Source organism: Thermodesulfobacterium sp. (assembly GCF_030445475.1).
GTDB lineage: Bacteria > Desulfobacterota > Thermodesulfobacteria > Thermodesulfobacteriales > Thermodesulfobacteriaceae > Thermodesulfobacterium > Thermodesulfobacterium commune.
Map to the genome: position 1 here is coordinate 65,148 of NZ_JASUTP010000001.1, position 19,754 is coordinate 84,901.

General features: G+C 36.1%; 20 protein-coding genes. All 20 read right to left on the reverse strand.

Annotation, left to right across the window (positions count from 1 at the left end; genetic code table 11):
• Nucleotides 1-5 precede the first annotated feature (5 nt).
• The gene (locus PWP26_RS00365; protein ID WP_301398741.1) at nt 6-2,444 is read right to left on the reverse strand and encodes a ComEC/Rec2 family competence protein; all 2,439 of its coding nucleotides are present in this window, start codon (nt 2,442-2,444) and stop codon (nt 6-8) included.
• On the reverse strand, nt 2,419-3,126 hold the full coding sequence (locus PWP26_RS00370; RefSeq protein WP_301398742.1) for a YggS family pyridoxal phosphate-dependent enzyme: 708 nt from the start codon (nt 3,124-3,126) through the stop codon (nt 2,419-2,421). Before PWP26_RS00370 ends, PWP26_RS00365 begins: the two co-directional genes overlap by 26 nt.
• Entirely contained in the window at nt 3,114-3,674 is a 561-nt protein-coding gene (locus tag PWP26_RS00375) for a 5-formyltetrahydrofolate cyclo-ligase (RefSeq protein ID WP_038063374.1), read from the reverse strand. Before PWP26_RS00375 ends, PWP26_RS00370 begins: the two co-directional genes overlap by 13 nt.
• 62 nt (nt 3,675-3,736) lie before the next feature.
• On the reverse strand, nt 3,737-4,165 hold the full coding sequence (locus PWP26_RS00380) for a F0F1 ATP synthase subunit epsilon (RefSeq protein ID WP_038063371.1): 429 nt from the start codon (nt 4,163-4,165) through the stop codon (nt 3,737-3,739).
• A gap of 11 nt (nt 4,166-4,176) precedes the next feature.
• Nucleotides 4,177-5,595 (reverse strand): F0F1 ATP synthase subunit beta, encoded by a 1,419-nt coding sequence (gene atpD, locus PWP26_RS00385; protein WP_287567577.1) that lies wholly within the window; start codon nt 5,593-5,595, stop codon nt 4,177-4,179.
• A 31-nt stretch (nt 5,596-5,626) separates the two neighbouring features.
• Nucleotides 5,627-6,508 carry an ATP synthase F1 subunit gamma gene (atpG, locus tag PWP26_RS00390; protein WP_038063365.1) on the reverse strand — a complete coding sequence of 294 codons (882 nt, stop codon included), beginning with the start codon at nt 6,506-6,508 and terminating at the stop codon, nt 5,627-5,629.
• Nucleotides 6,509-6,549: 41 nt separating this feature from the next.
• Nucleotides 6,550-8,094 carry a F0F1 ATP synthase subunit alpha gene (gene atpA / locus PWP26_RS00395; RefSeq protein WP_038063362.1) on the reverse strand — a complete coding sequence of 515 codons (1,545 nt, stop codon included), beginning with the start codon at nt 8,092-8,094 and terminating at the stop codon, nt 6,550-6,552.
• A complete protein-coding gene (atpH, locus tag PWP26_RS00400; RefSeq protein WP_038063358.1) occupies nt 8,094-8,642 on the reverse strand; it encodes an ATP synthase F1 subunit delta in 549 nt (182 codons plus the stop codon). The genes atpA and atpH overlap by 1 nt, the downstream gene beginning before the upstream one ends.
• Nucleotides 8,639-9,235, reverse strand: coding sequence for a F0F1 ATP synthase subunit B (gene atpF / locus PWP26_RS00405; protein WP_038063356.1), 597 nt, complete (start codon nt 9,233-9,235; stop codon nt 8,639-8,641). Before atpF ends, atpH begins: the two co-directional genes overlap by 4 nt.
• Nucleotides 9,232-9,657: an ATP synthase F0 subunit B gene (locus tag PWP26_RS00410; protein ID WP_273010389.1), complete on the reverse strand. Its 426-nt coding sequence runs from the start codon at nt 9,655-9,657 to the stop codon at nt 9,232-9,234. The genes atpF and PWP26_RS00410 overlap by 4 nt, the downstream gene beginning before the upstream one ends.
• A 103-nt stretch (nt 9,658-9,760) precedes the next feature.
• Nucleotides 9,761-10,852 carry an FtsW/RodA/SpoVE family cell cycle protein gene (locus PWP26_RS00415; RefSeq protein ID WP_038063351.1) on the reverse strand — a complete coding sequence of 364 codons (1,092 nt, stop codon included), beginning with the start codon at nt 10,850-10,852 and terminating at the stop codon, nt 9,761-9,763.
• Nucleotides 10,833-12,764 carry a penicillin-binding protein 2 gene (mrdA, locus tag PWP26_RS00420; RefSeq protein ID WP_301398743.1) on the reverse strand — a complete coding sequence of 644 codons (1,932 nt, stop codon included), beginning with the start codon at nt 12,762-12,764 and terminating at the stop codon, nt 10,833-10,835. The genes PWP26_RS00415 and mrdA overlap by 20 nt, the downstream gene beginning before the upstream one ends.
• A gap of 7 nt (nt 12,765-12,771) precedes the next feature.
• A complete protein-coding gene (locus PWP26_RS00425) occupies nt 12,772-13,275 on the reverse strand; it encodes a hypothetical protein (protein WP_273010386.1) in 504 nt (167 codons plus the stop codon).
• Nucleotides 13,276-13,283: 8 nt separating this feature from the next.
• Nucleotides 13,284-14,108, reverse strand: a complete 825-nt coding sequence (gene mreC / locus PWP26_RS00430; RefSeq protein WP_038063346.1) for a rod shape-determining protein MreC — start codon at nt 14,106-14,108, stop codon at nt 13,284-13,286.
• Between the two features lie 12 nt (nt 14,109-14,120).
• On the reverse strand, nt 14,121-15,512 hold the full coding sequence (gene thrC, locus PWP26_RS00435; protein ID WP_038063344.1) for a threonine synthase: 1,392 nt from the start codon (nt 15,510-15,512) through the stop codon (nt 14,121-14,123).
• A gap of 12 nt (nt 15,513-15,524) precedes the next feature.
• Complete coding sequence (locus PWP26_RS00440) at nt 15,525-15,743, reverse strand: hypothetical protein (RefSeq protein WP_287567583.1); 219 nt, start codon at nt 15,741-15,743, stop codon at nt 15,525-15,527.
• A 1-nt stretch (nt 15,744) separates the two neighbouring features.
• Nucleotides 15,745-16,131 carry a DUF2703 domain-containing protein gene (locus tag PWP26_RS00445; protein ID WP_038063338.1) on the reverse strand — a complete coding sequence of 129 codons (387 nt, stop codon included), beginning with the start codon at nt 16,129-16,131 and terminating at the stop codon, nt 15,745-15,747.
• Entirely contained in the window at nt 16,128-16,889 is a 762-nt protein-coding gene (locus tag PWP26_RS00450; RefSeq protein ID WP_038063335.1) for an MBL fold metallo-hydrolase, read from the reverse strand. Before PWP26_RS00450 ends, PWP26_RS00445 begins: the two co-directional genes overlap by 4 nt.
• Nucleotides 16,886-18,394: a lipopolysaccharide assembly protein LapB gene (locus PWP26_RS00455; protein WP_301398744.1), complete on the reverse strand. Its 1,509-nt coding sequence runs from the start codon at nt 18,392-18,394 to the stop codon at nt 16,886-16,888. Before PWP26_RS00455 ends, PWP26_RS00450 begins: the two co-directional genes overlap by 4 nt.
• On the reverse strand, nt 18,372-19,754 hold the full coding sequence (gene selA / locus PWP26_RS00460; protein WP_273010384.1) for an L-seryl-tRNA(Sec) selenium transferase: 1,383 nt from the start codon (nt 19,752-19,754) through the stop codon (nt 18,372-18,374). Before selA ends, PWP26_RS00455 begins: the two co-directional genes overlap by 23 nt.

A 19,754-nucleotide genomic window follows, 5' to 3' on the forward strand; every position in this document is an offset into this window, starting at 1 on the left:
AAGTTTTAGTTTAATTCCCCATATCTATGATAACTAAAGGTTTTACAAGAATCATGACTTATATAGTACGGAATTAGAGGGAAAAACATCTTAACCTCAAAATTTGTTCTTCTTGTTTTTTCTAAACATAATATAAAATAATCATCTTTTGGAAAAACATAAAGAGTTCCTTCTTCCGCAGTAGAAAAATGAGGAATACCTTGTGTTTCAAGTAATAATTTAACTTCTGGGTGTGGATGATAAGGTCCTCTACCTGACGTTAAAACCACTTTAGGTTTTAGCCAACTTAAAACCTCCTGATTTATCCCCTTTTTTGAACCATGATGAGGAGAAATCAGCACCTCAGCTGGAAAAACCCTACCCTCTTCTTTTAACCTATAAAACCGCTCTACGTCTATATCGCCAGGGCAAAAAATGGTCAAACCTCCGTGTTCTAAAACTACAACCACACTTTCTCGGTTAAGATCTTCGTAAGATTCAGCTCCAGGGAAAAGAAAAACTTCTGTCTCTCCTATTTTTAAACTCTGAGGAGAAGAAATCTCTTCTAAAGGATAAAGTAAATTTACCTTTTCCCAGTCTTGTGAGTTAAACTTTCCAGTAACTTCTCTTTTTATCAAAAAATTTTTTTTCAGGGTGTTAAACCCTCCGCTGTGGTCAAGGTCAGGATGAGAGATTATTAACAGTTCTATTCTTGAAATCCCAAGTTTTCTTAAAGTAGGCTCTAAATAAAACTTCGTCCAATTAAACCCTTCACTCGCTGAAGAGTTAGTATCAAAATTGGGCCCTGTATCTATCATGATATACTTATCTTTAGACTTAAAAACCATGGCATTTGCTCTTCCTACATCTAAAACAAGAAAGTAACTTGCTCTTTTGTACAGAGTATCAACAACTATCACAAATAATGAAAAACTTAACAAACAAATCAGAGAAACCTTTTTAGAACCAAAATACCAGACAATACCTATAAAAATAATAAAGCTTAACCATAACCAACAAAAAAGGTTTAAAGGTAAGTTTAAAGTTAGATAGCCTTCCCAAAAAGGTAAGTAGCTATATAAGCAAAAAATTTTTCCTATAAAATTACCTAAAACTAAGGCTATGTCTGGTAAAATGAAAGAAAAAAAAGCTACTAAGATGCATCCAGGGATAAAAATAAAACTCCAAAAAACACCTGCTAATAGATTGTTAAAAACCGTCCATATAGGGAATTTTCCGTTTATGGCAAAGATAAAAGGCATAAGTAATATACTTACTACCACAGAAATCCAAGAAGAATAAATTATCCAGTTTAAAAACCGATGGTACCACCTATCAGAGGATAAAACTCTATTTAAAAAATCAAAAAAATAAAACCTATAAAACCTATCACCTAAAATTAAGCCTAAAGTAGCCATAAAAGAAAGTAAAAACGAAAAGTTACCTATCAAGTAAGGTTGTAAAATAAGAAGAACTCCTACGGTAATAAATAGGATGATTAAACCTGAGGTTCTTCGAAAAAACAATCGAGAAAATACGTAAATAGAAAGAAATAAAAAAGCTCTATAGGCTGAAGGGCAAAAACCAGAAAAGACAAGAATAGAAAAAGCTGCTGGAAGGGCTGTTATATAAGCTAAATTTTGTAAAGGATATCCCCATTTTACCGCAGGAGTAAAACCAAGCAACCAAAAGCTAAAACGGTAAAATAACCAAAACATCACAGCTAAATTAAAACCTGAGATAGCTAAAAGATGGTAAAGTCCTTGATCTTTTAATCTTTCTTTAACTTCCTCTGGAAGGTTAGTTTCTACTCCTAAAACCAAAGCTTGAAAAAGACCTTTGGCCTCTTGGTCAAGTCTTTCTGAAAACTGAAAAAGTTTAAACCTTAAAGCCTCTACTTGAAAACCCTTAGGATCCCTGCATACCCACCCTTTTTCCTTTATAAAGGATAATTCTTTTTCATATCCTTTAGCTTTTAATCTTAATTCCTTCTGAAAAAAGAATGGAAGGGAATACTCCTGTATATTTTTAGGTTTGAACCATAGAAGACACTCTTGACCAGGTTTAAAATATAAACCATCAGTTTTAAACACAATCCTTCCTTTTTCTTTATCATAGGCTTCGACAAAATAACCTCCAAAATAGGGTTCCACCTTTTCTATACTTACATAACTTTCAAACTCTTTGCCTTCTTTTAAAGTTAAACGAGATTCCCAATAATTTTTGCTAAAAATTAACGAACCAATAAGAATAAAACTGAATAAGAGAAGATTAAACGACCTCTTTCCTTTAGACAAAAAACAACAAAAACCCAAAAAAAGCATCAAACCTAAAGAAGGTAGCCACCAGGGAATCCCTAAAAAACCTAAAAAAAGACCTAAAGAAAATCCTGATACCAACAAGAAAAGCTTAGAATTCTTTTCAGGGAAAAAGGTTTTCTTAGGGGTTACGCTCTCTTTTACCAAAAAGAGCTTCTCCTATTCTAATGATAGTAGCTCCTTCTTCTACTGCCACGGTATAATCATGACTTGTTCCCATAGAAAGTTCTCTAAATTCGTTTCCTAAATAAGGTTTCAACCTTTCAAAAAGTTTTCTCATTTCTACAAAATAAGGCCTTACTTCTTCGGGATTTTCTTTATAAGGAGGTAAACACATAAGACCTATTATTTTAATTCTGTTAAAATTACTTATTTTTTCTAAAAAATCCTCTATCTCACCTTTGGTTATCCCTGCTTTGGTTGGTTCCTCCCCTATATTTATTTCTATAAGCACTGGGACTGATTTGTTTAATTTCTCAGCCTGTTTTTGTATTTCTTTAGCCAAGTCATAACGATCTAAGGTCTGTAAAACCGAAAAAAGGTTTAAAGCCTTTTTCACCTTGTTGGTCTGAAGCCTTCCTATGAAATGCCATTCTATATCTAAGAAAGAAAGTTCTTTGATCTTTTTCTCCCCTTCCTGTACATAGTTTTCTCCAAAAAGTTTTATACCAAGTTCATAAGCAATCTTTATTTTCTCTGGGCTTTGACCTTTAGAGGCACCTAGAACTCGAATTGAATCCATTGACCTACCAGCTTTTAAGCAAGCTTTTTGTAGGTTGTCTAGCAAAATTGCATAATTTCTCTTTAAAACCTCTTTTAAGGACTGCATACCAAAACCCCCTTTTCAGTAACCAAAAAATCTACCTTACAATCATGAGGTTCTAAAGGAAGTTTGTTGAAAACTTGAAAGGAAAAAGCAACCCCTATTTTTTTACCTTTTACTTGAAACAAAACCCGGTCATAAAAACCTCCTCCATAACCTATCCTACCTCCTTTCAAATCAAAGGCTAAACCAGGAACAAAGATCAATTCTATCTCTTCCCATTCTATTTTAGGATGTTCAACCGGTGGTTCTAACAAACCAAAGGGTCCTGGTCTTAAATCAGAAAAACTGTAAACTTGATGAAAGGTTAGTTTTTTTTGTTGAACCCAGGTTTTAGGTAAATAGACCTTTTTTTCTAAAAAACCTTTTCCTATCAAATAAAGAAGAGACACTTCACCGTCTTTTGGATAGTAGTAAACAATTTTTTGAGTTTTTTGATAAAAAGATAATTTTTCTATGTGTTTGCAAATAATAAGACTTAACCTTTGTAAACATTCTCTAGTATAAGACTTTCTAAGAGAGCGAATTAATTCACGAAATGTTGACTTTTGCAATTTTTAAAAATTGAGGCCCCTACCGTTTTCAGGGGCCTCAATTGATAGAGTTGTCTAAATTTTTATCGAGGAACGCCTGTTTTTCCTTTTTCTGCTACCAAAAGTCTGGTCAAAGCTCTTTGAAGAGCAGCTCTTGCCCTGGCATAATCAATTTTCTCCGCCTGAGCCATATATTGTTGAATCCTTTTTTCTGCTCTTTCTTTAGCTCTTAACGCCCTTTCTACGTCTATTTCGTAAGCTCTTTCGGCTGATTCTACTAAAAAGGTTATCTTGTTATTAAATACCTCACAAAAACCTCCGCTTATAGCCACCCATTCTTCTCTATCTCCTACACGATAACGAAGAGGACCTATCTTCACCGCCGCTATCATAGGGGCATGGTTAGCTAAAACTCCAAACTCTCCAACTACCCCTGGAGCGGTAACAATGTCTACTTCTTCGCTTACCACCACTCTATCTGGGGTTATTATTTCAAGTAAAATCTTAGCCATTTATCCCTCCGTTAACCCTCCAGTAACTTCTTAGCTTTTTCTACTGCTTCTTCTATAGTTCCAACCATATAAAAAGCTTGTTCTGGAAGGTCGTCATGTTTTCCTTCTAATATCTCTTTAAAACCTTTGATGGTATCTTCAAGTTTTACATATCTTCCAGGAGTACCTGTAAACTGTTCTGCCACGTGGAAAGGCTGAGAAAGAAACCTTTGTATTTTTCTAGCACGAGCAACGATGATTTTATCTTCTTCAGAAAGTTCTTCAACGCCAAGGATGGCTATGATGTCTTGAAGGTCTTTATATCTCTGTAAGACCTGTTGTACTTGACGAGCAACCATATAGTGTTCCCAACCTAAAACATTAGGATCAAGAATACGAGACTGAGAATCTAATGGGTCCACCGCAGGATAGATACCAAGCTCTGCAATTTGTCTGGACAAAACCACCGTACCATCAAGATGAGCGAAGGTAGTAGCTGGTGCTGGGTCTGTCAAGTCGTCTGCTGGCACGTAAACACACTGCATAGAGGTAATAGAACCTTTACTGGTAGAGGTAATCCTCTCTTGTAAAGCTCCCAAGTCTGTAGCCAAAGTAGGTTGATAACCCACTGCAGAAGGAATTCTTCCAAGAATAGCAGAAACCTCAGAACCTGCTTGGGTAAAACGGAAGATGTTATCGATAAACAAAAGCACGTCCTGTCCTTCTTCATCTCTAAAATATTCAGCTACAGTAACCCCTGTAAGACCTACTCTCGCACGTGCTCCAGGAGGCTCGTTCATCTGACCATAAACCAATGCAGCTTTATCGATAACTCCAGAATGTTTCATCTCTAAATAAAGGTCGTTACCTTCACGGGTCCTTTCTCCAACACCACAGAAAACAGAAATACCACCGTGTTCCATAGCGATGTTATGGATCATTTCCATCATGACGACTGTCTTGCCCACACCTGCTCCACCAAATGTACCCATCTTTCCACCACGAGGGAAAGGAATGAGAAGGTCAAACACTTTAACACCTGTTTCCAAAACCTTGATGGTAACGTCTTGTTCTGTAAGAGCTGGAGCTGGTCTGTGAATAGGATAATATTTATCAGAAATAATCGGACCTGCTTCATCCACAGGATCACCTACTACATTCATAATCCTTCCAAGAGTTGCCTTACCTACAGGCACTTTAATAGGCTCTCCGGTTGCCCAAACTTCTTGTCCTCTTCTCAGCCCGTCGGTAGTATCCATAGCAATACAACGAACAACATTATCTCCTAACTGTTGAGCTACTTCTAAAACTAAGTTCCACTCTCTATCATCTATAGCTGGGTTGGTCACCCTTAATGCATCAAGCAGTTTAGGAACCTGTCCCGGAGGGAACTCAACGTCTACAACCGGACCCATAACCTGAACTATCTTTCCTATTACTTTTTCAGCCATACTTTAACCTCCTAAAAGCTTTTAATATTTGTTAACCTTTTTTGATAGCTTCAGCACCACCAACTATGTCCATCAACTCTTTAGTAATAGAAGCTTGTCTGGTTTTGTTGAAAAGCAAGGTTAATTGCCTTACCATATCCCCACAAGCCCTGTTAGCATTGTCCATAGCTGTCATACGAGCTGCTTGTTCACTGACTGCCGTCTCAAGCATAGCCGCAAAAACTACCGTGTTTACATAAAGAGGTAAAATCTCAGGTAAAAGCTCCTCCTCTTCTGGTTCATAAATATAAGAATAGCTAACCTTAGGCTTTTCTTCAGCTTCTTTTGGTTCAAAACTTAAAGGTAAAAGCTTTTCTACTTTAGGAATTTGTTTTATAAGGTTCACAAAGTAACCATATACAACATAAACTTCGTCCCACTCACCATTTAAAAATGCTCTCATAGCCGAACGAGCTATCTTTCTTGCATCTTGAATAAGCACTTTACCCATCACATCTGTATAAGCTTCTTTGATAGGTGCCCTTTTGGCAAAATAATTTGCACCTTTCTTACCTACACAGATTAACTCTACTTCTTTACCTTCTTTTTTAAATTTGGCTAACATCTTTTCAGTTTCTTTTATCAACATAGAGTTAAACGCACCACAAAGCCCTCTATCGGCAGTAACTAAAATAATACCAACCTTTTTTACCTCTCTTACCTGAAGCAGTTCTATTTTCTGGGGGTTAATACCACCAGAGCTTATAAGGTTAGTTATTACTTCTTCAAATTTGTTTTTATAGGGACGAAAACCCTCAAGTCTTCTTTGGATAGAACGAAGCTTAGCAGAAGCCACCATGTTCATAGCTTTGGTGATCTGCCCTATCTTCTTTACCGCATCTATCTTCTTTCTTATATCCCTTAAGTTAGGCATATTTACCCCCTTTATCTATCAACCAGCTAAACCCTCCATCCTTATGGAATAGGAACAGGCTCGATGTTGTTGTTTTTCTTAAACAATTCATTAAACTCTTTAAAAACTTGCATCATCTTTTGTTCTAACTCTGGAGAGATCTCTTTTTTCTCTCTTATTTCTTTATAAATTTCTGGGTATTTACTTTCAATAAACTCATACAGCTCTTTTTCGTACTGTCCTAAAACATCTAAAGGCATTTCATCTAAAAATCCCCTCGTTCCAGCAAAAAGAATGCATACCTGTTTTTCTACTGGAAGAGGTTGATATTGAGGTTGTTTAAGAATCTCTACCAACCGGGCACCTCTGTGAAGAATCCTTTGAGTAGCCTTATCAAGCTCTGAACCAAACTGAGCAAAAGCCGCCAACTCTCTATACTGAGCAAGCTCAAGTCTTAGCCTTCCTGCAACTTGTTTCATAGCCTTAATTTGAGCAGCACCACCTACTCGAGAAACCGAAAGACCTACGTTAATGGCCGGACGAATACCAGCAAAGAACAAACCAGGTTCTAAATAGATTTGTCCGTCAGTAATAGAAATAACATTGGTAGGAATATAGGCAGAAACGTCTCCTTGCAAGGTTTCGATAATAGGTAAGGCTGTTAAAGAACCTGCACCATAGTTCTCATTCAGTTTAGCAGCTCTTTCTAAGAGTCTGGAATGGTTATAAAAGATGTCACCAGGATAAGCCTCACGTCCAGGTGGTCTTCTTAAAAGGAGTGAGACCTCACGATAAGCATTAGCCTGCTTAGAAAGGTCATCATATATGATTAAAGCATGTCTACCTGTATCTCTGAAGTATTCACCGATGGCACAACCAGCATAAGGAGCAATGTATTGTAAAGTAGCTGGATCAGAAGCAGAAGCTACCACCACGGTGGTGTATTCCATAGCCCCATATCTACGTAAGATTTCTATAATCTGAGCTATGTTGGATTTTTTCTGTCCTATAGCCACATATATACAATAAATATCCGAATCTTTTTGAGCTAAAATAGCATCTATAGCAATCGCCGTTTTTCCTGTTTGTCTGTCACCGATGATAAGCTCTCTCTGTCCCCTTCCAACAGGGGTCATAGCATCAATAGCTTTGATACCGGTATACATGGGTTCATGCACTGGTTTCCTCTTGATGATACCTGGAGCTTTAACCTCTATCCTTCTAAATTCTTTGGCTTGTATAGGACCCTTTCCATCAAGTGGTCTTCCTAAGGGGTCTATCACCCTTCCGATAACCGCCTCCCCAACCGGAACCTCTGCAATTCTGCCCGTTCTTTTTACAGTCTGTCCTTCCTTAATCTTAGTAGCATCACCCATAATAGGAATACCAACGTTGTCAAACTCTAAGTTAAGAGCAATTCCCATTTCCCCTGCTTCTACAAACTCAATAAGCTCCATAGCCTGACAATTTCTTAAACCAAAGACACGAGCAACACCGTCACCCACCGAGATAACTACACCCATCTCGTTTAAGTCTATCTTTTTCTCGTACTCCTCAATTCTTTTTTTAATTAAATCACTAATCTCCTCCACCCTTATCCCCTGCATCACAGCACCTCTCCTTTTATGATTTCTTTAAATTTTTCCAACTGAGTTTTAATGGTGCTATCTAAAACCAAATCTCCTACCTTTACCTTAACCCCACCTATAATACTTTCATCCAGCTTAGGCTCTAAAACCACTTCTTTTTTCAGGAAATCCTTCAAAACTTCCTGCAATTCCTTAACCTCTTCTTCAGTTAAAGGATATGCAGTATAAACTTCCCCTCTCGCTATTCCAAGTTCTTCATCTAACAACTCTTGATAAAGAGCAAAGATCTCTCTTATCAACTGGATCCTTCTTTTTTCAACCAACAACCTCAAAAACCTTTCCACCTCAGGCTCAACCTGAAGCGCCTTTAAAAGCTCCTCTACCACCTCCATCTTTAAATCAGGGGGGTAGATAGGGCTTTGTAAAGCTTGTAAAACTTCAGGCATGGACTCGAGCAACTCTTTAATCTTTCCGAGTTGCTCGCCAAACTCCTTGGTTTTACCTAACTCTTTTGCTGCAGCAAAAAAACCTTTAGCATACTTTAAGGCTATAACTAGTCCTTTCAATGAACCACCCTCCCTCTGATTTCGTTTATAAATTCTTTATAAATCTTTTTCTGGTCTTCTTCGGTTATGCTTTTTCTTAAAAGATCTTCAGCTAACTTAACAGCAGCCTCGGCTACCTCTTCTCTTAACATGTTTTTAGCCTTTTCTATCTCTTGTTGAATATAAAGCTCTGTCTGCTGCTTAATCCTTTCAGCCTGAAGATTGGCCTCCTCTATGATTCTTTCCTTTTCTTTAAGACCCTGGGCTACATAATTTTCATAGATAGCTTGCGCTTCTTTTTCAAGATTTTTAACCTTTTCTTGTAATTCTAAATATTTAGCCTCAGCTTCCCTTTTCTTTTCCAAAAGCTCATTATACTGACGCAATATATTCTCTTGTCTAGACTTAAACATATTCACTACAGGCTTTCTAGCAAACTTATAAAGAATGACTACCAAAGCTATAAAATTCAAGGTAAACCAAAAAAGATTTTTTAACTGGGTAGGAGTTACACCATGAGAACCACCTTCTCCTCCCCCAGCCGCCCAAACCAACTCAACTCCAGCTAACAAAAGGATCAACAAAAAACTAACTATCTCTTTCATCCTTATCATACCTTCCTCCCTAAAACTCTTTCAACAATCAAACTTGCAAACATCTCAATACGGCCTTGCAAATCTTTTCTAATAGCTTCAAGTTGATTGGTAAATTCTTGAGACCATCTAGCTTTATATTCTTCTACTTCTTTCAACACCTTAGAAAGAAGCTCCTTTTCGATTTTACGAGCTTCTTCTTTTAAAAGTTCTCTTTTCTGAGCTCCCTCTGCCCTGGCTTTAGCAAGTTCTTCTTCATATTTTTTAATAATCTCGGAAGCTGAATTTAAAAGCTCTTGTGTCTCCTTTTCCAGGCTTGCAAAATGTTGTTCTCTCTGTTGCATAGCATTCATCACAGGTTTAATCAAAATGTAATACAAAATAAAGGTCATAATCAAAGCTTCAACAATTTGAACAAAAAGCGTAAAATCAATGTTTATCATCTTTCGTCCACTCCTTTACCTAAACTTTTTTAATCATCTTAAAGCTACATTTGTATTATAAATTTTCAAAAAGTCAAGTTGTAAAACATTACAAAAAATAAAATTATTTAAAGAAATACTTTTTTATTGCCACGTTAAATAGCAAATACAATAAAATATAGACCGAAACCGTGATAGAACCACCGTAACTTAAAAAAGGTAAAGGAATACTAGTCATGGGTAATAAACCTGAACAACCACCTAAGTTAAAAAACAATTGCCATAAAAAAATTAAACTTACCCCTAAGCTTAAATATTTACCAAACCAGTCTTTGGTAGTTTGAGAAACACAGATTCCGAAATAAATCAAATAACCATAAAGCACTAAAAAAACTGAAACCCCTAATAAACCCCAAGTTTCTGCCCAAACAGCAAAGGCTAAGTCGGTATGCTTAGCAGGTAAATATCCTAAACGGGTAGACCAACCTTTATAAAATTTTTGTCCTGTCAGACCACCAGAACCTATAGCTATAAGAGACTGGTTTAACTGATATCCCCATGTTTTAGCATACTTTTCAGGTTCAAGATATCCATAAATTCTCCCTTTTTGGTGAGGCTTTAATTTTTGCCATGCTATAGGAACAAACAAAAAAGAAAATAAAAGAACACCACTCAAAAGCAGTATAAAAATTCTTTTAGGTATTCCAATAAAAAGTAACCAAGAAAAAAACATCACTCCCATGATAAACGCATAGTCAAGATCAGTCGGCATGATTAAAATAAGGGGCAAAGCAATCAACCCAAATATCTTAAGTAGTTTTTTGGGGGGGATTACTTCAGAAGGTTCTCTACTTAAATATAGACTTATCAACCACAACAAAATAAACTTAACAAACTCTGAAGGTTGTAAGGACAAAAATCCTAAATTTAACCAACGCTTATGGAATATTAACATGACAAACAAAACTAAGTTTAAAAACCAATAAGCATACCAAAGTGTTTTGAAAGACACCTTTTTATAATCTGTAAAGAAAAGCAAAAAGAAAAAGATAGAAAGGCCTAGAACATGCCACAATAAATTTTTTATAAAAAAGGCTACATTTTCAGCAAGAAAAAACTGATGGATATTCCCTAGAACAAATAATGATAAAACCACTAAAAAACCCTTTAAATTTCTTTTTATGGCCTCTTTATAATTATCTTTTTTCACCTGCATTTTCTTCCTCTAAAGGATTAACTATTTCTCCGGTAAAATTTTCTCCAACTTCTGGTATCCCCTCTCTCTCTTCTTCTAAAGCTTGGTTAGGAGGTGCAGAGATTTTAAAAAATACCTTGTAAAGTTCTCTCGCAAGAGGTGCAGCTACCCCTCCTCCATGTCCTCCATGTTCTACAAAAACTGTACTAACTATCTCTGGTGTTTCCTTTCCTGCATAGCTTACAAACCAGGCGTGATGTTCAAGGTGTTTTGTCTTAGCAGCCAAAGAAACAACCTGAGCAGTACCAGTTTTACCAGCTACCATTATACCTGGAACTGCAGCTGACCTTGCAGTCCCAGACCTTACCACCTCTATAAGACCTTGTCTTATCCATTCTAAGTGAAAAGGGTTTATTTCTATCTTTCTTTCTAAAACCGGTTGAAATTCTATTTTCGTCCCATCTACCTTTTGGATAGCCTTTACTACATAAGGACGGTATAAAAACCCTCCGTTTGCTATAACCATATAAAGCCTCGCCAACTGTATAGGAGAAACTAAAAGATATCCCTGTCCTATGGATAAAACAACCGTTTCTCCTTGAAACCAATCTTGTTTTAGCTTTCTCTTTTTCCATTCCCTATCAGGGATAAGGCCAGAGTCTTCCTCTGGCCAACCTAAAGCTTTTTGCCCTAAACCAAATTCTTTAGACACACTGGCTATATCGTCTACATCAAGTTTAGTTCCTAAGGTATAAAAATAGACATCGCAGGAAACCGCTATAGCCTTTATCAACCCTACGGTTCCGTGTCCTCGATGTTCCCAACACTTAAAAGTCCTGGTACCAAAATTAAAATATCCTGGACAAAAAACAGATTGACTGGGGTTGGTTATCACCCCTTTTCTGAGTGCAGTTAAAGCAGTGATAACCTTATAGGTTGAACCTGGAGGATAAGCCCTTAGAGCTTTATTTAAAAAAGGGCTTTCTTTAGCAGATGAGATAGCTTGCCATTCTTCCTTAGTAAATCCTATAATAAACTTCTGAGGGTCAACAGAGGGAGCACTAACCATCGCCAAAATACCTCCGTCAAAAGGAGAAAGAGCTACGATGGCCCCTCGTTTACCTTTAAGCAATTCATAGGCTGTGAGCTGAAGATTATGGTTTATGGTTAAAATAAGGTCGTTTCCAGCTATAGGTTCGGTACGGGCAATCACTCTTCCTAACCTACCATAGGCATCTCTTTCGATTTCAACATATCCATTTTTACCCTTAAGTTCCTCCTCAAAAACCTTTTCTAACCCCTGCCTTCCTATCAAATCCTCTACAGAATATCCTTTATCTTTAAGTTTAAGATACTCCTCTCGGTTAATCTTAGAAACATAACCTATTAGATGAAAATAAGCTTCTCCATAGGGATAATACCGCTCTGACTCTACTTCTATACTTACCCCAGGTAAATAGTAAAGCCTTACCATAATTTTAGCCACTTCATCCCATTGTAAATCAGACTTTAAAAGCACTCGGCTTATTGAAGTTTTTTTTAAAAGGTAAAATCGCTCTTTTAGACTTCCAAAATCTTCTTTTAAAAGTTTACTTAATTTATATAATACTTCATCCTCTTTATCTTTAATACCCTCTACATCTATGTATAGATTAAAAACCGCTTTATTTGTAGCTACTACTACCCCATCTGTGGTGATGATGTTACCTCGCGGAGCTTTAATAGTATAGGTTACTACCGAACGAGACTTAGCTTTTTTAACATAGTATGAATGTTTTATAACCTGTAAGTAAAAAAACCTACTCCAAAGAACCGCTAAGATAAAAAATAACAAAACTTTTGCCCAAAGAACCCTTTTTTCCCAGAAATCAGATTTTAAAATTTTTTGCTTAACTTTACTTAAGTCTTGAATTACAAAGGTTCTGTTCTTCATCCACCTATTATTCATTTTTTCTAATCAACAGATCTTTAAGAAAAGATTCAAGCCCTAAAGTCCATCCCAAGGTAACCACAAAAAAGTGAAACAACTTTTGAATCTGATGAGCCCAAAAACTGAAAGCAAAGGTAAAAGGTACGGTCCAAAGAAGAAATAAAAACAGCTTAATGATAAAAAAAACTAACAGGTTAATACCCCAAAAAAACAGCTTATTTCTAATATTGTTTAAGTTTAAATATCCTTTAAACCAATCAAAAACTAATCCCATAAGAAAAAAAACCGCTACGTTCAAAATCTCTTGGTTGGTTTCTATCCCACTTATAAAGCCTAAAATTAAAAGGTACACCCATAACCAAACATTAACGTTTCTATAGCTTAAAAAAATTAGGGCTATACTCAAAAAAGGATTACCTACAGGAGTCAAGAAAAAAGATTGTAAAAAACCTTTTAAAAAAAATACCACAAAAACTAAAGGGATCCCTATAAAAAAAAATTCTATAAGATTCATCTCAAACTTTAAAAACTTATCTCAGGAATTTTAGCCAGTACAAAAACCATATCAACACGATAAAGGTCTACCAAAGAAGCTATTTCAGCCATTTTAAAAACACTTTGAGCAGGGTCTCGATATACATTAACTATCTGTCCTACCAAAAGGTCTGGAGGGAAAAGACCGTCCTGTCCTGAAGTAATAACCTCATCTCCTGCCTGTACCTGGGCATCTGAAGGTAGATAATATACAAAAGGATGAGATTCTGCCCTTCCTCTTAAAATACCGCGGTCTCCGGTCCTTAAAACCTTAACATCTGCGGCAAAAGAAGGATGGTTTATCAAAATAACCTTACTCCAATGGTTATACACCTCAACCACCTGCCCTATCAAAGCCACTGCCTCACCACCTGCAATAGCCAACACAGGCATCTGAGGCATCACCCCATCCTTACTCCCTTTGTCTATAAAAATAAGGTCAAAAAAGTAGTCGAAAGGTTTATAAATAACCCGTGCGGCTATTTTAGGATAGTTAAGCTTAGAGGAAATTTTATAAAATTTTTCTAACTCTAAGTAAACCCTTTCTCTTTCTTGATATTGAGCCAATTGAGCTTTTAAAAGTAAGATTTCTTCTTTAAGTTTTTCATTTTCTTTTTTTAAGTTTACCAAAAATAGATAATTTTCTAAAAAACCCCTGCTTTTTTCTCCAGAATAGGTAGCACCTTTCCAAAAAGGAGAAAGAAAAAAACCTAAAAACTCATTAAAAAAATATGTCTTTTTTACTGCATACCAACTAAGAAATAAACTCAACAAACCTAAAACAATAGACAGTTTAAGCTTATTTATCTTCATTGTGTATAGGTTTTAAACAGCCTTTGTCTCAATAAATTCCTTTACTTTACTTATTGAAGCAGGTAATACCTCATATTTTTGAGGAAGTTGATAAAGCTTTTTAATTTCAAGAGGAAGGTCTAACTCAAAACCTAAGGCCTTGCTTACTGTTTCAGGAAATTTGGCAGGATGGGCGGTAGCCAAGCAAACTATAGGTATATCCTCTTTAAAACGTTTAGCTGCTTTTACCCCTACAGCAGTATGTGGGTCTAAAATATACCCGGTTTCTTGATAAAAAGTCTTAATCGTACTAAGGATTTCCTCTTCTGTAGCCCGGTCAGACATAAAATCTTGTTGAATTCTTTCTATCATTTCTTGATCAAACCTTAAAGCCTTTTCAGAAGCAAACCTCTCCATAGCCTGTTTAGTTTTTTCAGGATCCTCTCCTAAAAGGTAGTAAAGGTAGCGTTCAAAATTACTCGCTACCTGAATATCCATAGAAGGGCTAATAGTAGGTTTTACCGTGCCTAAGGAATAATCCCCAAAATTTACAAACCTATATAAAATATCATTCTCATTGGTAGCCAGGATTAGCTTAGGAATTCTTTCGTTACCTAACATTCTTCTTACTAAATAACCAGCAAAAATATCCCCAAAGTTTCCTGTAGGTACAGAGAAAATTATCTTTTCTACCCCTTCTTTTTCACAAACCCTAAAATAAGCCCAAAAGTAATAAACCATCTGAGCCATAACCCTGGCCCAGTTGATGGAGTTAATCGCCGTAAGTCTGTATTTTCTTTTAAATTCAAGGTCCATAAAAATTTTTTTCACTATTGCCTGACAGTCATCAAAGGTACCTTCTATTGCCAAGTTAAAAACATTTTCATCAGTCACAGTATTCATCATTAAAGCCTGAACTTCAGAAACTCTTTTATAAGGATAGAGGATAAAAATAGCGATGTTTTTCTTACCCCTCACCCCATATATAGCTGCAGACCCGGTATCTCCTGAAGTAGCACCTAAAATATTTATCTTTTTTCCTGTTTCTAACAAAAGCTTTTCAAAAAGATTTCCTAAAAACTGCAACGCTACATCTTTAAAGGCCCAGGTAGGTCCATGGAAAAGTTCTAAGATATAAAAGTCTCCTGCTTTTACTACTGGAGTAACCTCTTTAGTCCTGAAAGTTTGATAAGATCTATCGATGATTTCTTTTAGTTCTTCTTCTGGCATATCGTCTATAAAGTACCTAAACACATTTAAAGCAAGTTCTTGGTAAGAAAGAGAACTTAAATGTTTTATCTCTTCAGGAGATAGTGTGGGGACTTTCTCTGGGATGATCAAACCACCATCAGGAGCCAATCCCTCAAACACGGTCTGCTTAAAAGAAAGTTTTTCCATTCCTCCTCTTGTGCTTATATATTTCATCTTCTGCTCCTTTTAATATCCTTTAGTTTTTAAAATCTCTAACCGATTTTTCATCCTATCTATAAACTGTCTGATTTCAGCCTTAAACTCAGCTAAACTTTGATGGTTTTTCTGATAAACCTTTAAAAGTTCGTTAAGCCAGTATTCTATCGTCTCTATCTCTTTTAAGGCAAGTTCTTTCTGAACCTTTTGCTTCAGTTTATTTAGAATCTTAGGGTCTAAACTCTCCATTTTAACCCTCCATTTTGTCTAATTTTTCTCTTACCACGTGAAAAACCGCTGCAATAATAAGATGGTCAGGGATTTCTTCAATCTTATCTTTACACAACACATCACATACTTTACCACACAGTCCCAAACAAAAACTTTGTCTTGTTTCTATGTCTAAAAAGTCCTCTATAAATTTATCCTCTATTAAAATCCTTTTTTGCCAATCTTTAAGGTTCTTAGGTCTTTCTTCTACCTCCACTTTCTCAAACTCAACCTTAACCCCCATCTCAAGTAAAATAGGGGTTAACGTCATAAGTGCTCTTTCCAGGTTTAGATAAGTAAGGTTCATCCTTTCAGCAAGGGGGTTTTCTTCTTTTCCTTTTTGCCAGATTATTTTAAGAGATGTCATAAAGTTAAAACCATAAAATCTTCAGCTAAAATTACCTCACCTGAAAAATGTTTTTTTATTATATCTGGTATTTCTTTTTTTTCACTATGAGGATAAAAATGAGAAAGGATAAGTTTACCTACTCTACTTTCTTCTGCGATAACCCCTGCCTCTGTAGGAGAAAGATGCCCCTCTACCTTAAAATCTTCTGAATTAGCACATTCTAAAATAAGAACATCTGCTTTTTCAGCAAGCCTTATAAGAGAGCTACAAAAACCAGTATCTCCAGAATACACCAGACTTTTCCCCTGGGTTTCTAACCTAATGGCTAAACTTTCAGGATTATGTTTAACCGGGGAGGTCTTGGCTTTAAAAGGTCCTATCGAAAATTCATACCCTTCTGTTAACGGAAGTTCAATCAACCTAAAAATCTCTTTCGGGGGTTCAACCCAATGGTTCAAGGCCTGATTTAATTTTTCAAGAAAGGTTAAGAACCCCTTTGGTGCATAGACATGTACCGGTTGAAGCCTTCGATAACCAAGCTTGTAGCGGCTGGCAAAAAAGAAAGGAATAAGGTCAGAAAGATGGTCTGGATGAAAATGAGAAATAAAAATTGCTGAAAGGTCTTCTAAACTATAACCAAGCTTTAAAATCTGTTTTAATACACCATAACCAAGGTCAAGAACCAGTAAAAAACCATCTTTTTCTACCAGATAACCTGGAGAGTTTCGGTCAAGTCTTATCCATCCGGTCCCAGAGCCTAAAATAGTTATTCTCATGTAAAACTAATCCCAAACTCTTCAGCCAATCTTTTTTTCTCTTTTTCAGTAAGTAATTTTTTAGCCTCTTGTTTCAGCAGCTCAGAAACCTCTTTTTCTTTGTTAAAATAAACATAAAGCCAGGCTAAGAAACTTAGAGTTTCTCCGTCTCTTTCTGGAAGATTTAAAGTCTTTTTTAACAAATCAAAGGCTTGTTCATACTTCTTTTGTTGAAAAAATAGCTTTCCTAAATACAACTCTTCTTTAAGAGTTAACTTGTTTGTGTTTGAAAGAACCTCTTCTAACTCTTGATAAGCACCTATATCCCATAAAAATTTTACCAAAGCCTCTCTAAAAACATGATTTTTTGGCTCCAAAAGATGGGCCTTGTAAAAGTGATACCTTCCTTTTTCATAATCTCCTTTTTGATAATAGATCAAGCCCAGGTTGTAATGAATGGTAGGGTCTTCCTTCTCACATCCACAAAGACGAGATTTTAATATCTTTTCTGCTTTATCAAAATCTCCTAAAAGATAGTAGATAGCCCCCTTACTTAAAGCAAGCTCTATCGGTTGTTTAGTATAGTTTTCGGCTAAGTTATAGTATTTCAAGGCTTTACCTAAATCTTCCCATTCATAGTAAAGGTCTCCTAACACATGATAACTAAAACCCTCAAAAATTACCTTGTTTTCCCCTTTCAACCTTCTTGCATGCTCTAGAGCAGAAACAGTATACATCAAAGGCGAAGCACCTTCAACTCTATAGAAATCCCAGACTTCTTTGGTAAGAACCCCTATGTTCTTAAACAAACCCTGTGTATTAGCCAATAAGGAACTAAGGGTTCCTTTTCCTACCAGCAACAATCTTTCTTGATTTTCTAATCTTTCTAATATCTCTACATCGTTAAACTGCAGTTCTAAAATAGACTCTTTTTTGTCTGCTAAGAAGATAAAATCTCCTTCAGTTAAAAACCTTTCTTCTATAGTGTTAGCCAACCTTAAATTCTCAAAAGGGAGATAATTCTGTAGGTGTTCTTTGGTTGAGAGGCTAAATCTACTAAAGTCTAACCGTTGAGGTATCTCTAAAAACTGTTTACAATCCTCTAAGGTTTCCAGTTCCACCTCAACCGCTATAAAAGGGACTTCTTTTTTCCAAAGAGAAAAAAGAAGCTTGGTCAAACCTCCCCAAGCAATAGGATAAAAAAACAGATTTTTTTCTATCCTTATAAAGGAAAATCCGTCCAGGTTTTCTAAAAAAGTCTCAGGACATCTAAAAAGATATCCTTTTACCTTTTCTTTTTCAAGCACTAAACTTAACATCTCACTTTTAAAAAAACTTCTGTCAACATTTTCCCACAGATATCTTTCTATCAGTAAAAGTGGCAAAAGTTTTTCTTTAGGATAGTGTAAAAAAAGCTCTGGAGTTGAGTACCTAAAAAAATCTCCTGAGCGTAAGTTTTCACCTGAAAATTTTTGTTGTAAATAAGGCAAAAACCAAGACCAGTTAGGAGGAACCCTCAAACTCATTTTTAAACCTCTGAAAAGCTCTTAAAATTTCAGGATAGTCTTCTGGAAAAAGACATCTTGGATCTATCACCAAAAAATCTTCTTCTATCCTGGTAATGATGGGAGGGTTATTTTTTCTTAAAAACTCCTGCAACCTTTGAGGAGAAAACTTCTCTGAATAAACACCTACTACAAAAGAAGGAAGGTCTAACAAAGGCAAAGACCCTCCTCCTGTTTTTCCTGAACTTTCGATCATTTTAAAAGTAAAACCTTGTAAACCAATCTTTTTTAATTGTCTAACAAGCTTTAAACACGATTTTTTTAGTTTTTCTTTAGGGGTGAGGATCATTTTTAACGTAGGTATATGCTCTATAGCTAAGGTTTCATCACGGTAAAGTCTTAGAGTTGCTTCTAAACCTGCTAAAGTCAACTTATCTATTCTTAGAGCACGGTTTAAAGGATTTTTTCTTATTTTTTCTATAAACTCTTTTTTTCCAAGAATGATACCGGCTTGCGGGCCACCTAAAAGTTTATCTCCTGAAAAAGTAACCACATCAACCCCTGCAGCTAATACCTCTTTAACCGTAGGCTCTTTGGAATAGCCGTATTTAGAAAGGTCGATCAAACATCCACTTCCCAAATCTTCCATCACCGGAAGATTATATTTTTTGCCTAAAGCCACTAACTCTTCTGAACTAACCTCTTTAGTAAACCCTATGATAGCAAAATTACTTTTGTGAACCTTAAGTAGTAGTCCGGTATTTTCGTTTATCGCCCTCTCATAGTCATAAAGATGGGTCTTATTGGTGGTTCCTACTTCTCGCAAGATACAACCAGACCACTTCATCACATCAGGCACTCTAAAAGACCCACCGATCTCTACCAGCTCTCCTCTCGAAACGATAACCTCTTTTCCAAAAGCTAACGTATTAAGTGCAATCAGCACGGCAGAAGCGTTATTGTTTACTACCAGTGCACCTTCAGCTCCTGTAATTTCTATAAGAATTTCTTCTACATGGACATATCTACTTCCTCGTTTACCCTCTTCTAAATTAAACTCTAAGTTACTATAAAATCTTGCAACCTTTACTATCTCTTGAATAGCCTTTTCGGCTAAAGGAGCTCGTCCTAAGTTGGTATGTATGACTACCCCGGTAGCGTTTATCACCCTTTGCAAAGAAGGTCTTTCATAAGCTTCAAAAACCTGCTTGGCTAAGTCTATCAACCTTTCTTCAGTAAGGTCTTTTAGTTCCCCTTTTTGCCATTTTTCCCTTATAAGAGCGGTAACTCTTCGAGCAGGTTCAGTAAAATAACTCAACGGATATTGTGGATAAAGATGAGCTAAACATTGCTTGACTTCGTTGACAGAAGGAATCCTCAT

What these genes read in the sequence shown, in the direction of transcription:
- PWP26_RS00370 (WP_301398742.1), bottom strand. Translation starts at nt 3,126, where the DNA reads ATGCAGTCCTTAAAAGAGGTTTTAAAGAGAAATTATGCAATTTTGCTA.
- PWP26_RS00380 (WP_038063371.1), bottom strand. Translation starts at nt 4,165, where the DNA reads ATGGCTAAGATTTTACTTGAAATAATAACCCCAGATAGAGTGGTGGTA.
- atpD (WP_287567577.1), bottom strand. Translation starts at nt 5,595, where the DNA reads ATGGCTGAAAAAGTAATAGGAAAGATAGTTCAGGTTATGGGTCCGGTT.
- atpG (WP_038063365.1), bottom strand. Translation starts at nt 6,508, where the DNA reads ATGCCTAACTTAAGGGATATAAGAAAGAAGATAGATGCGGTAAAGAAG.
- atpA (WP_038063362.1), bottom strand. Translation starts at nt 8,094, where the DNA reads ATGCAGGGGATAAGGGTGGAGGAGATTAGTGATTTAATTAAAAAAAGA.
- atpF (WP_038063356.1), bottom strand. Translation starts at nt 9,235, where the DNA reads ATGATAAGGATGAAAGAGATAGTTAGTTTTTTGTTGATCCTTTTGTTA.
- PWP26_RS00410 (WP_273010389.1), bottom strand. Translation starts at nt 9,657, where the DNA reads ATGATAAACATTGATTTTACGCTTTTTGTTCAAATTGTTGAAGCTTTG.
- PWP26_RS00415 (WP_038063351.1), bottom strand. Translation starts at nt 10,852, where the DNA reads ATGCAGGTGAAAAAAGATAATTATAAAGAGGCCATAAAAAGAAATTTA.
- mrdA (WP_301398743.1), bottom strand. Translation starts at nt 12,764, where the DNA reads ATGAAGAACAGAACCTTTGTAATTCAAGACTTAAGTAAAGTTAAGCAA.
- PWP26_RS00425 (WP_273010386.1), bottom strand. Translation starts at nt 13,275, where the DNA reads ATGAATCTTATAGAATTTTTTTTTATAGGGATCCCTTTAGTTTTTGTG.
- mreC (WP_038063346.1), bottom strand. Translation starts at nt 14,108, where the DNA reads ATGAAGATAAATAAGCTTAAACTGTCTATTGTTTTAGGTTTGTTGAGT.
- thrC (WP_038063344.1), bottom strand. Translation starts at nt 15,512, where the DNA reads ATGAAATATATAAGCACAAGAGGAGGAATGGAAAAACTTTCTTTTAAG.
- PWP26_RS00440 (WP_287567583.1), bottom strand. Translation starts at nt 15,743, where the DNA reads ATGGAGAGTTTAGACCCTAAGATTCTAAATAAACTGAAGCAAAAGGTT.
- PWP26_RS00445 (WP_038063338.1), bottom strand. Translation starts at nt 16,131, where the DNA reads ATGACATCTCTTAAAATAATCTGGCAAAAAGGAAAAGAAGAAAACCCC.
- PWP26_RS00450 (WP_038063335.1), bottom strand. Translation starts at nt 16,889, where the DNA reads ATGAGAATAACTATTTTAGGCTCTGGGACCGGATGGATAAGACTTGAC.
- PWP26_RS00455 (WP_301398744.1), bottom strand. Translation starts at nt 18,394, where the DNA reads ATGAGTTTGAGGGTTCCTCCTAACTGGTCTTGGTTTTTGCCTTATTTA.
- selA (WP_273010384.1), bottom strand. Translation starts at nt 19,754, where the DNA reads ATGAGGATTCCTTCTGTCAACGAAGTCAAGCAATGTTTAGCTCATCTT.